This is a genomic window from Streptomyces sp. W16, from assembly GCF_033194735.1.
Lineage (GTDB): Bacteria > Actinomycetota > Actinomycetes > Streptomycetales > Streptomycetaceae > Streptomyces.
Window position 1 is genome coordinate 1 of record NZ_JAWOAI010000310.1, and the last position, 11,994, is coordinate 11,994.

Consider the following 11,994-nt stretch of genomic DNA (forward strand, 5'->3'; position numbering starts at 1 on the left):
CGCCCAGCAGCGCGGTGGCGACCAGCGCGGCGACCACCTCGGGGTCGGGCGCGATGCTCCGGTCGAGGTCGGCGACCTCCTCCTCGGCGTACTCCTCCAGCTCGCGCCGCCACCGCCGTACGGCCATCCCGATGCGGTGCTCGGCGCTCTCCAGCGAGGGATCGCGGTCGGTGAGTTCGGGGGCGCTCGCGGCCGGTTCACGCCGCCAGGCGTCGTCGACGCGTTCGTCGGCGGCCGTGACGGCGCACAGCAGCAGTGCGGCGAGGCTTTCGGCGAGGGCGTCGAGCAGTTCGCCGGCGGAGCAGTCGAGCGGGAAGGCGCGCCAGCGCTTCAACGCGTCCCCGGCGAGCACGGCCCCGCCCTGCAAACGACCCCGCACGCGCGCGTGCTCGCTGTCGTAGGCCCCGTCGACGGCGGCCGTGAGCCGCAGCGCGGCGGCGTACTGGGCGGCGGCGGCACCGGCCAGTTCGGGCATCCGTGACTTGAGCGAGTCGAGGACGCCGTAGGCCGTACGCGCCATCGACTGATGACGGGCCCCCGGGTCCTGGGCCTGCTGCACGAGCCAACTCCGCAGCGTGGCCACAGCACTGGCCGGAAGCAGCCCCCCGCCCCAGGCGGACTCGGGCAGTTCGGGCACCGTGAAGCGGGGTACGTCGCCGAGACCTGCCTTGGCGAGCAGGGCACCGTACTGGCGCGACACCTCGGACACCACCTGGTGGGGGACCCGGTCGAGGACGGTCACCAGGGTCGCGTTGTGCTCCTTGGCGGTGCGCAGCAGATGCCAGGGCACGGCGTCGGCGTAGCGGGCGGCCGTGGTGACCATGATCCAGATGTCGGCCGCGCAGATGAGTTCGGCGGCCAGTACCCGGTTGTCAGCGACCAGGGAGTCGATGTCGGGCGCGTCCAGGAGGGCGATTCCGCGCGGGAGGGAGTCGGCGGTCTCGACCCGCAGCACGCGCGTACCGTCCTCACCGGGGAGGAGCAACTCGTCCCCCGGGTCCTGATGGGGCACCCACACGCGCGTGAGGTCGGGCAGCACCCGCATCCCGCTGAACCAGTGATGGTCCTCCGGATGGCAGACGAGCACCGGTGTGCGGGTCGTCGGCCGCAGTACCCCGGCCTCGCTGACCCGGCGCCCCACAAGGGAGTTGACGAGCGTCGACTTGCCCGCGCCGGTGGAACCGCCGACCACGGCCAGCAGGGGCGCTTCGGGCTCTTTCAGGCGGGGCACCAGATAGTCGTCGAGCTGGGCGAGCAGTTCGTCGCGGTTGGCACGCGCGCGTGGAGCCCCCGCCAGGGGCAGCGGGAAGCGTGCGGCGGCGACACGGTCGCGCAGGGCGGAGAGTGCGTCGAGCAGCTGAGGCCGTACGTCCAAGGTCACCACATGTGAAGAATGCCCAATTTTGGGGGAATTCTGAAGCATATGAGCATGTCTGCGCGCCGACAGAACACAACGGACGGAAGGGATGACTGGGGCATGGGCACAGTCCAGGCATAACGAGTGCACAACACCCGTGGCGCGGGGCACCAAAAGCGATGCACGATTCGTACCTGCCTGCGATTATCAGGACCGCTTCACCGAACCTCCACATCGAGCCACGGAGGGGAAGCAACAGGGACAAGGACCCGGGAGCCCTATCCTTGTCCCCGGCAACGTCACGGACCGGCCCACACCCGGGCACACCACGACCGAGGCCACCACACCCGGCCCCCGTAGCTCAGTGGATAGAGCAGGCGCCTTCTAAGCGCTTGGCCGCAGGTTCGAGTCCTGCCGGGGGCGCTCTGCGTACATCCCGTGTCCGCCCTCCCTCCGGGAGGGCGTTTTTGCTGGTCCACCACGCCCGCGACTGGGCCCTGGTCGAGGTGGAGACCTCCGGGCTCGTCGCCCGGCGGGACCGGGTGCCGACCGTCGCGGTGGTGACGATCGGGGTGCGCCGACCTTCGACAAGGTCGCCGGACGGATCGGGGCGATGCTCCAGGACCGGGTCCTGGTCGCCCACAACGCCCAGTTCGACTACGACTTCCTGGCCTACGAGTTCACCCGTGCGCGGATGTGGCTGCCGGTGTCCCAGCGGCTCTGCACTTTGGCTTTAAATCGCCAGGCGGATCCGCCGACGGACGACATGAAGCTGGGCACGCCGGCCGCCCACTACGACGTTGCCGCTGGTGAGTTGCCCACCCCGGGCGGAATCGCAGTTCACGCCGAAGCCGCCCAAGGCACCCTGCGCCTACCGCAATCCAGGACGCATGACCCCCGGCGGGCCGCTACTGCAGGAGATGAAGATCGCGATAACCGGTGAACCCTCGCACGCCCGGGCGGAGTTGGTCGGGCGGGCCGTCGCCGCCGGGCTGAACATGATGACCTCCGTGAGCCGGCACACCAGCGTGCTCGTCACCAACGAGCCGATGTCCCGGTGCGCGAAGGCCCGACGCGCAGCCGCCGAGGGCGTACCGGTCATCGACGAGGTGGGGAACCAGGCGTAGTGGAACCCGCGGGCTCGGAAACAGCCCAGTGGGCGGCCGCTGGGGGCCTTCGATGCGCTACTGGAGCGCGGCGACATGGGCTGGCGGGCGCCGTCGTTCAGCCACGTGGTCAGGCAGGTGTGGCGCAGGTCGTACACGCGCTTGCCGGTCGGCGAGTTGTCCTCGTCCTTGCCCGTGGGCAGCGGGTTACCGGCAAGGACCTTCTGGCGGATGGCGTACTTGATCGCCACGTTGAGGATTCACCGGTCACACCTGACCGAGCCGGCGGCGGCCGGGGTGCCGTCCAAGGAGGCGTACTCGCGCAGGAGGGCGAGTGTGGCCTCGGTGAGTGCCTTGGCGGTGTTCTTGCGGTTGTTCGCCGAGATGCGCGGTTTCAACGAACGGAGCCGACCCACCTCAGCGGCCGACTCGGCATCACCTCCGGCCCGGACCGCTCACACCCGCGCCGTCGTGAACGCGCGGTCCGTCCACTGGCCGCGTGGGACCGGGATCCGGCCGGCACCCGAGATCTCCAGCAGGACTTCCCGCAGCGTCCGTCGAAGCTCCGTCATGGTCCGGCGGGCCTGTGGTGTGTCGGCGTAGATCGAGTTCATGTGGAGGCCGCAGGCGTCCCGCTGGAACCAGGAGGAGGTGCCGTTGGTGCGGGACGCCCATACGTGTGCCGTGGGCCGCCAGCTGTCGTGGTGCTCCGCTCCCCGGCACTTCCTCATGTCGGCGTAGGAGAAGAAGTTCACCGGGAACGGCCAGGTGCGCAGGGCGAAGTCGTCCGGCGCCAGGAGTTCCCACACCCTGACGAACGGCACGTCGACGCTGCGCAGCAGATCCGCGAAGCCGGCCCGCACATTGGCCATCACCTCGGCGAATTCCTCGCCCTCCGCCACGGAGAACTCGATGGGCATCGTGTTGACGAACCACCCCATCGAGTGCAGCCAGTCGCCCCGGCCGCGTTCGCTGACCGGCATCAGCCCGCGGTAGACGCCGGGTCCGCCTTCCTGCCGAAGAGAGATCGCGACCGCGGCCAGCACCCCCATGAACGCCTTCCCGCCGGCAGCGCGGCAACGGCTCTCCAGCTCCGCGGTCTGCCGGGCGTCGAGGAGTGGGCCCGCCTCGTTCACCGTGGGGTATGTGCGGCCCGGTTCGATGCCGAGATCGAGTGGGAACCTGGGGAAGAACTCACCGTTGCGCGCGATGAAGGACTTCCAGTGGTCCAGCCGGCTGTCGCAGGCGCTGATCGACAGATAGCGGTCGCGTTGTTCCTGCGCGAAGTCCAGATAGCTTCCGGCAGCGGGAAGTACGACATCACGGCCGGCTGTGTACGCGGCGTACGCGGTCTGGATGTCGCTGACGACGTTCGGCATCGACATGCCGTCGCACACGATGTGGTCGAAGGCGAGATACACCGTCGAGGAGCCCTCCCGGACCACCGCCCCCATCAGGAACAGCGGCCAGGAGAGCGTGTCGATCTGCGCCGTGAAACTGTCGGCCAGAAATGTCCGCAGGGCCTCCGCCGAATCGAACTCGCCGACATCGACCGCGCCCAGGCCGATGTCCTGCGCTCGCAGCGGCTCGCACGCCAACTCCCCGGCCAGGCGCCGGAATTCGCAGCGCAGTACCTCGTGTCGCCGTACGAAGTGCAGCAGGGCGGATTCCAGCGCACACCGGTCGAGCGTCCCCGACACCTCGAACGTGACGGCGAGCCAGGACGAGAACTCGTCGTCCTCCCCGCGACCCTCCTCGGCCACGGTGAAGTGCTTGTCCTGGTTGAACGAGGCCCTCTTGACCGGCCCCTCGCCGCCGCCGTCGGCCCGTTCTCCCCTGCGGTGAAGGCGCCACTCCACCAAGCGTCCCGGCGCCAGGTCGAGCGACTCCAGGGGAAACTGCCTCATGCCGGCTCCTGCCTCCGAGAACGACTGTCCGGACGGGTAACGACCGCACGCCGAACAGGTAGCGTCGCCGGACGGCCGCAAAAGCAGTGGAGCCGCCGGAACATCTGTCCGTACCGTCCATGGGGTGACCTATCTGAGTCCCCTGGGATATCTGCTGGGCGTCGAGGGTGCCGCTCTGCTGCGCGGTTTCCGGGAGGGAAGCGCCGACCGGGCGTTCGTCGAGGCCCGGATCGCCGAGATCCGCTCCCTGCTGGACACACCCGCCCTCGCCCACGCCGAGGGGGTCACGGCGGATCCGGGCACGATCAGTGCGGCCGAGGTCTACCAGGGCTGGGCGCCGCACTACGACGCCCCCGGCAACCAGATGATCGACATCGAGCAGCCCGTCGTCCGACGCGTCCTGGACACCCTGCCCGTCGGCACGGCACTGGACGCGGCCTGCGGCACCGGCCGCCACACCGCCTACCTGCACGAACTCGGCCACCGGGTGACCGGCGTCGACGCCTCACCGGACATGCTGGCCCAGGCCCGCACGCGCCTGCCGGACGTCGACTTCCACGAGGCCGACCTGCACCGGCTCCCGCTTCCCGACAACGCGGTCGACACCGTCGTATGCGCCCTCGCCCTGACCCACGTCCCCGAACTGGCCCCGGTATTAAGGGAGTTCGCGCGCGTCCTGCGCCCCGGCGGACACCTCGTCGTCTCGGACGCCCACCTGCTGGTGTCCTACCTCCGGCCGACCCTGCCCCGCCGCCCCGGCCCGGACGGCCGTCCGTCCCTCCTCGCCGAGTACCACCGCCCGCTCAGCGCCTACCTCGCCGCGGCCCTCCCGCTGGGCTTCCAGGTCCGGCACTGCGAGGAACCCCGCCGCCCGCACCACTCCCCAGACCCCGACACCGCCCCGGACCCACTCCCGACCCACCCGTCCTGGGACCTGCTGCACTGGTGCCCGGAAGCGTCGGCCGCGGCCCTGGACGACTCCCCGATCGTGGTCGTCTGGCACTTCCAACTCGAAGACACTCCGACGGGCTGACGAACCATGGGGGTGAAAATGCTGCAACCGGGGTGAATCGGTCGATAGTTGTGTGGCAGGGTCAGCCGCATGAAGTGGATCACGAAAGCGACGCTCGTCACCCTCTCGGCCGCCGTCGTGGCCCTGGGACAGACAGGAGCCGCGCAGGCCGACCCACCGCACTGGAACAAGACCAAGAAGTGCCATCAGAAGGACTGGGACGGGCGGAACGTACCCACCCGTATCGGGAACAGCGAACTGGGCTGGGCGCACTTCGCGAGTAAGCACAACATCCGCACGTGCCGCATCGTCAACGGCCCGCTGGACGGCAAGCCGGACAAGAACGACGGCAAGGGCGGCCTGGAATACTGGGGTTACGCCTTCGACGGCAGGCACCCCCAGGTGAAGATCATCGTCAAGGCGCAGGTCACCCGCCGCACCCAGGACGGGCGGTACGACGCCGGAAGGGGGCAGATGATCGGCGTCATCACCGCCTACTGCAAGGGCATGCAAAGGTGCCCCGACTGGATGAACCAGTAACCAGCCCGCCACCGCCGGGTTCAAGCGCCGAACAGGGAGACACCCGCGATGACACCGTGGGAAGTGGCTGTGGCACAGGCCGACATGACCGGCCACCTGATCCGCTACACGCAGGCACCGATCGTGAAGAAGACGCGCGTCCGCGGTGTCCTCCCAGGCCCCGACGGGACACCGGCCGTGCGGATCGCGCTCGGCGGCCGGAAGGCGACCCTCGGCGATCTCCTCACGATCTACGAGATCCCGCTCTTCCAGCAGGACGAGGTGCTGCTCCCGTGGGAGGCGGTCAGCCGCGTACGGCACGAGGCGGGCGAGGTGCGGTTCTACTCCGGCGGCCAGGTGGACAACGTCCTGGGCACTCCGCTGATCAGGCTCTCGAAGGAGGTGCCCACCGAGGAGCTGCCGGAGGACCGGGCGTACACACTTCTCAGCACACTCAGCTGCCCGGATCCGGGCTACGAGGAGCGGGAGAAGGCCGAGTCACTCCTCATCGGCTTCCTGTACCTGAGCGCGGGCCGGATGCGGCTGTACGTACGCCACCAGGACGCTCCCGACGTCGTGGCCTGCGACGTCCGACTCGCGGAGGCAGGCCCCGCCGTGATCGCGGAGGTGTTCTCCCGGTCACAGGAACGGGAGCTCTTCGAGCAGCCGGAGGACGATCCGCACTGCACGGCCGTGCTGGACCTGACGCACTGAGCAGACCAACTCCGCCGGCTCGATCGCCCCCGTGTTTCCCCCCGGTTTCCGTTACGTCCCGATGGATACGTAATGGTCAAGACTTGGCCCCGAACGCTTGTGGGGTTCCCCATGGGCACCGATCATTGGCCGAATCCCGCCCCTCGTCCCCGCAGGAGCTCCCGGTGGCCGCTGGTCAGACAGCATCCGAGCCGGCCCGCACGCCGGCCGCAGCCCAGACGGAGCGGCAGAAGCTGCGCAAGCACTTCGGCCGTTTCGACATCCTCTTCTTCCTTCTCTGCACCATCGTCGGCGTGGACACGATCGGCACCATCGCCAAGAACGGCGCCGAGGCGTTCACCTGGCTCATCGTGCTGGCCGTGGTGTTCTTCGTCCCCTCCGCGCTGCTGACCGCCGAGCTCGGCGCCGCCTTCCCCGAGGAGGGCGGCCCCTACATCTGGACCAGCCGCGCCTTCGGCCGCCTCGCGGGCGCCGTCAACAACTTCCTGTACTGGATCACCAACCCGGTGTGGCTCGGCGGCACCCTCGCCGTCTCCGCCGTCACGGCCTACACGACCTTCTTCAACGACGGCAAGGACCTGAGCACCCCGGCCTTCTACGTCTTCGCCCTCGTCTTCATCTGGGTCGGCGTCCTCGCCGCGATCCTCTCCTTCGACGTCGGCAAGTGGATCCCCACCATCGGCGCCTGGAGCCGCTTCGTCCTCCTCGGCCTCTTCACGATCACCGTCGTCGTCTACGGCGTCCAGCACGGCCTGCACGGCTTCGGCGCCGGCGACTTCTCCCCGACGTACACGGGCTTCGTCCTCCTGGTGCCCGTCCTGATGTTCAACTACGTCGGCTTCGAACTGCCCAGCACGGCCGGCGACGAGATGACCGACGCCCAGAAGGACGTCCCCTTCGCGATCTTCCGCAGCGCCGCCCTCGCCGTACTCCTCTACGCGCTGCCCATCCTCGGCATCCTGCTCGTCCTCCCGGTCAAGGCCATCACCGGCCTCGGCGGCTTCCTCGACGCGATCCGCCAGGTCTTCACCGTGTACGGCGGTGACGTGGCCGCCGACGGCACCGTCACCAGCAGCGGCGCCGGCACGGTGCTCGGGGACATCGCCGCGATCCTCTTCATCCTCACGGTGCTGTCCTCCGGCGTCACCTGGGTCATGGGCTCCGACCGCGCCCTCGCCGTCTCCGGCTACGACGGCGCCGCGCCCCGCTTCCTCGGCGTGATCTCCAGCCGATTCGGCACGCCGGTCCGGGTCAACATCCTCAGCGGGCTGGTCTCCACCCTCGTCCTGGTGCTGGCCCACCAGCTCACCAACGGCAGCGCGGCCAAGCTCTTCGGCGCCGTCCTCGGCCTCGCCATCTCCACCACCCTCATCAGCTACCTGGGCATCTTCCCGGCCCTCGCGGTACTGCGCCGCAAGGCCCCGGACGTCCCCCGCCCCTACAAGGCGCCCTTCCCCCGCACGATCAGCGTGGTCCTCACCGTGCTCATCCTGTTCGCCAGCCTGCAGCTGATCGCCCCGGGGGCCGGTGACCACTGGTTCGGCGCCGACTACCTCCCGGACGGCTGGACCCACGCGGAGCGCTGGAAGTACCTCCTCACGGAGGCCGTACCGCTCGCCGCCTTCATCCTCCTCGGCGTCCTCTTCTGGGCGCTGGGCAAGCCGACCCGCACGGCGAACTCCCTGGCCAAGGAGTAGCGTTCCAGTCGATCACCGGGAAGTAGGAACCGGGACCCGACGACAAGGAACGGAACTCCCGTGCGACTGCGCTGTGTTGTCCTCGACGACTATCAGAACGTGGCGACCGAACTCGCCGACTGGTCGCCCGTCGAGGACGCGGTGGAAGTCGTGAGCCTGCGGGAACACCTCGACGGTGAGGGCGAGTTGGCCACCGCCCTCGCCAGCGCCGACATCGTGGTCACGCTGCGCGAACGCGTCCCCTTCCCCGCCTCGCTGTTCGCCCGGCTCCCCCGCCTGAAGCTGCTCGTCGCCTCCGGCATGCGCAACACGGTCATCGACTACGCCGCCGCCGAGGCGCACGGCGTCACCGTGTGCGGTACGGCCAGCTCCTCGGCGCCGCCCGTCGAACTGACCTGGGCGCTGCTGCTCGGCCTGGCCCGGGGCATCGTCGAGGAGAGCAACTCCCTTCGTGCGGGCGGCCCTTGGCAGCGGACGGTCGGCGCCGACCTGCACGGCCGCAGCCTCGGGCTGCTCGGTCTCGGGAAGATCGGCAGCCGGGTGGCCACGATCGGGCTCGCCTTCGGCATGCGGGTCACCGCCTGGAGCGAGCACCTCACCAAGGAGCGCGCGGACGAGATCGGCGTACAACTCGCCGCGTCCAAGGAGGAGTTGCTCACAGCCAGCGACTTCGTCTCGGTCCATCTGGCCCTCGGCGACCGCACCCGCGGTCTCCTCGGCCCCGCCGAACTCGCCCTCCTCAGGCCGACCGCGTATCTGATCAACACCTCGCGCGCGGCGATCGTCGACCAGGACGCCCTGCTCGCCGCGCTGCACGAGGGCCGCATCGCCGGCGCCGGAATCGACGTCTTCGACATCGAACCCCTACCCGCCGGCCATCCGATGCGCACCGCACCCCGCCTGCTCGCGACACCGCACCTCGGCTATGTGTCGCACGCCAACTACAGGACGTACTACGGCCAGGCCGTCGAGAACATCCGGGCCCACCTGGCGGGTTCGCCCGTACGGCAGCTGCCGTAGGTCACGCCCCGACGCGCCGGTAAATGCCGTCGCCCCGCCGCAGATGCCGGAGATCCACCAGGTAGCGGCGGAGCGTCACATGGTCGACCTCTCCGTCCTCGCACCAGGTGCGCAGCTTCTCGTTGACGGTCCGCTCGGGGTATTCGACGCCGGGGGCGAAGGTCTGCTCGGCGATGTGCTGGAGCACCACCTGCTTGCGGGTCCACTGGGCGGGCAGGCGGATCAGCCGGCCGCCCTGGACGAAGGTCCGCAGGATCATGTCGGTGTGCTCGTCGCCGGTGACCGGGCCCTGGTCGGCGGGCTCCTCGCCCTCGCGCGCGAGGTTCTTGAACAGGTCGTAGTCGACGCGGAGTTCGCCGTCGTCCATGGTCTTCACCACGCCCTGCTCGCGCAGCTTGAGCAGGGCGAGGGCCGTCCCCTTCGGGGTCAGGCCGGCCACCTCGGCGACCTGCTCGGAGGTTTCCGCGCCCAGGGCCACCGCCGCGAAGGCTCGTACGCGGTTCTGCTCGGCGAACAGACGGATCAGTTGGTCGGTTGCCATGCCGGGAGGCTAATCGACACGCACCCGCCGAGAACACCGAATTTCCTGCCGTCGAACATCCACTCCCGGCGCTCGAAGTCCTGTTCAAAACGGGTGATCTCCCCGTCGGCGCCGTTACCAGGCATGGGCCGCCGCGTTGAACCCGAAGTGCGGCGGCGAGTCCTGCCGCCGCACTCATCGAAACCAAAGGAGAACGTGATGTCTCGCATCGCGAAGGCGGCCGTGGTCGCTCTCGGCACGGGCGCCGTGGCGCTCGGCGGCGCCGGTCTGGCCATGGCGGACGCGGGCGCGCAGGGTGCGGCCGTCGGTTCGCCCGGCGTCCTGTCGGGCAACGTCGTGCAGGTGCCGGTGCACATCCCGGTCAACGTGTGCGGCAACACCGTCAGCGTGATCGGCCTGCTGAACCCGGCCTTCGGCAACACCTGCGCCAACGTGAGCGACCACGGCAAGGGCGGCCACCCCGGCCCGGGCGGCTACGGCGGCAACGGCTACGGCCACTGATTCGACCGCACGCGCGGACGGACGTACGCGAAGAGCCCCGGCACCTCAGGCGCCGGGGCTCTTCCCGTGTCCGCGAGCGGTCAGCCGTAGCGGTAGATCCTGCTGACGTCCTCCAGCTGCTCCGGCGTCACGTCCCAGGGCGGCATCCGCTGCTGCCGTGCCACGACCCGCCCCTCCTGCTCGTCGCCCGGCCCCGGCGGCCTCGCCGGCAGATAGCGGGCGCCGCGGTGCTTGTTCTGCCAGCGCGTCCACTGGAGGTCGATGAAGGCGTGGTGCAGCCAGAAGACCGGGTCGTTGACGGAGGCGCCGCCGAGCATCACGCCCCCGACCCACTTGTGGACCCGGTTGTGGTTGCGCCAGGACGCGCTGCCCGACCCGGTGCCCCAGCCTTCGAGCCGGTTGCGGAACCCCGTGCGGCAGGTCGAGTCCCAGGGTGACGTGTCGTAGACGGGATCGGCGAGCGCCCCGTCCAGGTCGTTCTTCGTCGGCAGCACGATCGGGGAGCCGGCCCGGCCCAGGTCCCGGGTGAGGTACGGCTCGTCGGTGATGTTCTCCGTGATCTTCCACTTGCCCGCCGCGTAGGCGAACGGCCCGGTCGTCACCTGGTGGTCGGAGCGCCGCCCGGTGCCGCCGAGCAGGTCCTTCGTCCAGGGCAGGGCGGTCGCTGAACGGTCCCGCGTCCAGTCCCAGTAGGGCACCGTCACCGAGGAGTCGACCCGGCGCAGCGCCCGCTCCAGGTCCAGCAGGAACTGCCGGTGCCAGGGCAGGAAGGAGGGCGCCATGTGCGCGGAGCGCAGTCCGTACTCCCCGTCGGGCACGAAGAACTCGATGTGCGTGCGCACGAACTCGTCGTACTCGCCCCGCCGTTTGATCTCCAGCATCGCCGCCACGAACCGCCGCCTCTCGGCGGCGGTGAGTGTGCTGACGTCCTTACGCGTGTACGCCATGGTCTCCCCCCATGTGCATCGGACCGTCCGCCTCCCGCAGTTCGCTGCCGGGGCTCAGCTCGTCGACGGCGGCGCGGGTCGCCTCCAGTGCGGTGGGATACGAGCGGTAGTGGTCGACCATGCTCAGCCAGGTGCCGTCGGCCCGCCGCATGAGATGCAGCGGCCGGCCGTCCACCGTCACCTGCCAACTGCCGTTCAGCACACCGCGGATACGGCGGCCCCGGTACGTCTCGTCGAAGGCGGTGTCCCCGGGATCCTCACCGGAGCGGGTGGGCCGGGAGGCCGCGACGACCGGCACCAGCGCCACGGCGAGCACGGCCCCGAACGCCCCGCGCAACGCCTCCCGCCGCGTCCTGCGCACCGGCCCCGGTCTCACCGGCTCCCGGCCCACGGATACTCCACCGACGCTCACGCTCATGGCCCAACTCCCTCGTCCGTTCCGACCGTTCGAGGGGCTAACCGTCCGACACCCCGCACGGTCACCGTCCGAAGCACCCATGACAGGCGGAAGGGCCCGGGTCGCACCACCCGGGCCCATGTCCGCCTTTGTGCTACGGCCTAGAGGCCCGCCCCCGTGACCAGGTCCGCCCCCGGCACGGTCTGCAGGACCGGTGCCAGGACGCCGGCCTGCGGGGCCTTGAGGTCCGGGAGGCCGAAGTTGTCGGGGTTGGGC

Annotated in this window: 12 protein-coding genes, 1 tRNA gene and 1 pseudogene; 8 read left to right on the forward strand and 6 right to left on the reverse strand. The window is 69.9% G+C overall.

The genetic code is table 11. The features are described 5' to 3' along the window. Positions 1-1,384: dynamin family protein (locus tag R6V09_RS32860; protein WP_317885103.1), on the reverse strand; the 1,384-nt coding region annotated here is incomplete at its 3' end. Between the two features lie 323 nt (positions 1,385-1,707). Here R6V09_RS32860 and R6V09_RS32865 point away from each other — a divergent pair. After that, positions 1,708-1,780, forward strand: a tRNA-Arg gene (locus R6V09_RS32865). A 44-nt stretch (positions 1,781-1,824) separates the two neighbouring features. Continuing rightward, a pseudogene (locus tag R6V09_RS32870) lies at positions 1,825-2,466 on the forward strand (DNA polymerase III); the annotation flags it as partial. A gap of 257 nt (positions 2,467-2,723) precedes the next feature. Here R6V09_RS32870 and R6V09_RS32875 read toward each other — a convergent pair. Beyond that, the gene (locus R6V09_RS32875) at positions 2,724-2,861 is read right to left on the reverse strand and encodes a hypothetical protein (RefSeq protein ID WP_317885104.1); all 138 of its coding nucleotides are present in this window, start codon (positions 2,859-2,861) and stop codon (positions 2,724-2,726) included. A 57-nt stretch (positions 2,862-2,918) separates the two neighbouring features. After that, positions 2,919-4,370 (reverse strand): condensation domain-containing protein, encoded by a 1,452-nt coding sequence (locus R6V09_RS32880; RefSeq protein ID WP_317885105.1) that lies wholly within the window; start codon positions 4,368-4,370, stop codon positions 2,919-2,921. Between the two features lie 124 nt (positions 4,371-4,494). Here R6V09_RS32880 and R6V09_RS32885 point away from each other — a divergent pair, with 124 nt between their 5' ends. From R6V09_RS32885 to R6V09_RS32905, 5 genes are all read left to right on the forward strand, one after another. Beyond that, positions 4,495-5,403, forward strand: coding sequence for a class I SAM-dependent methyltransferase (locus tag R6V09_RS32885; RefSeq protein ID WP_317885106.1), 909 nt, complete (start codon positions 4,495-4,497; stop codon positions 5,401-5,403). Between the two features lie 69 nt (positions 5,404-5,472). After that, positions 5,473-5,922: a hypothetical protein gene (locus R6V09_RS32890; RefSeq protein ID WP_317885107.1), complete on the forward strand. Its 450-nt coding sequence runs from the start codon at positions 5,473-5,475 to the stop codon at positions 5,920-5,922. 48 nt (positions 5,923-5,970) lie between these two features. Next, positions 5,971-6,615, forward strand: a complete 645-nt coding sequence (locus tag R6V09_RS32895) for a hypothetical protein (protein ID WP_317885108.1) — start codon at positions 5,971-5,973, stop codon at positions 6,613-6,615. 164 nt (positions 6,616-6,779) lie between these two features. Beyond that, complete coding sequence (locus tag R6V09_RS32900) at positions 6,780-8,312, forward strand: APC family permease (protein ID WP_317885109.1); 1,533 nt, start codon at positions 6,780-6,782, stop codon at positions 8,310-8,312. A 60-nt stretch (positions 8,313-8,372) separates the two neighbouring features. Beyond that, positions 8,373-9,332, forward strand: a complete 960-nt coding sequence (locus tag R6V09_RS32905; protein ID WP_317885110.1) for a D-2-hydroxyacid dehydrogenase family protein — start codon at positions 8,373-8,375, stop codon at positions 9,330-9,332. 1 nt (position 9,333) lies between these two features. Here R6V09_RS32905 and R6V09_RS32910 read toward each other — a convergent pair whose 3' ends face one another. Continuing rightward, positions 9,334-9,873 (reverse strand): DUF2087 domain-containing protein, encoded by a 540-nt coding sequence (locus tag R6V09_RS32910; RefSeq protein WP_317885111.1) that lies wholly within the window; start codon positions 9,871-9,873, stop codon positions 9,334-9,336. 198 nt (positions 9,874-10,071) lie between these two features. Between R6V09_RS32910 and R6V09_RS32915 the strand changes: the two genes are divergently transcribed. After that, a complete protein-coding gene (locus R6V09_RS32915; protein ID WP_317885112.1) occupies positions 10,072-10,374 on the forward strand; it encodes a chaplin in 303 nt (100 codons plus the stop codon). An 80-nt stretch (positions 10,375-10,454) separates the two neighbouring features. Here the strand turns inward: R6V09_RS32915 and R6V09_RS32920 are convergent, their stop codons facing one another. Both R6V09_RS32920 and R6V09_RS32925 read right to left on the reverse strand, forming a co-directional pair. Beyond that, on the reverse strand, positions 10,455-11,321 hold the full coding sequence (locus tag R6V09_RS32920; RefSeq protein ID WP_317885113.1) for a tyrosinase family protein: 867 nt from the start codon (positions 11,319-11,321) through the stop codon (positions 10,455-10,457). After that, the gene (locus R6V09_RS32925; RefSeq protein ID WP_317885114.1) at positions 11,305-11,739 is read right to left on the reverse strand and encodes a tyrosinase family oxidase copper chaperone; all 435 of its coding nucleotides are present in this window, start codon (positions 11,737-11,739) and stop codon (positions 11,305-11,307) included. Before R6V09_RS32925 ends, R6V09_RS32920 begins: the two co-directional genes overlap by 17 nt. Between the last annotated feature and the right edge of the window lie 255 nt (positions 11,740-11,994).

What these genes read in the sequence shown, in the direction of transcription:
- R6V09_RS32880 (WP_317885105.1), bottom strand. Translation starts at nt 4,370, where the DNA reads ATGAGGCAGTTTCCCCTGGAGTCGCTCGACCTGGCGCCGGGACGCTTG.
- R6V09_RS32890 (WP_317885107.1), top strand. Translation starts at nt 5,473, where the DNA reads ATGAAGTGGATCACGAAAGCGACGCTCGTCACCCTCTCGGCCGCCGTC.
- R6V09_RS32895 (WP_317885108.1), top strand. Translation starts at nt 5,971, where the DNA reads ATGACACCGTGGGAAGTGGCTGTGGCACAGGCCGACATGACCGGCCAC.
- R6V09_RS32910 (WP_317885111.1), bottom strand. Translation starts at nt 9,873, where the DNA reads ATGGCAACCGACCAACTGATCCGTCTGTTCGCCGAGCAGAACCGCGTA.
- R6V09_RS32915 (WP_317885112.1), top strand. Translation starts at nt 10,072, where the DNA reads ATGTCTCGCATCGCGAAGGCGGCCGTGGTCGCTCTCGGCACGGGCGCC.
- R6V09_RS32920 (WP_317885113.1), bottom strand. Translation starts at nt 11,321, where the DNA reads ATGGCGTACACGCGTAAGGACGTCAGCACACTCACCGCCGCCGAGAGG.
- R6V09_RS32925 (WP_317885114.1), bottom strand. Translation starts at nt 11,739, where the DNA reads ATGAGCGTGAGCGTCGGTGGAGTATCCGTGGGCCGGGAGCCGGTGAGA.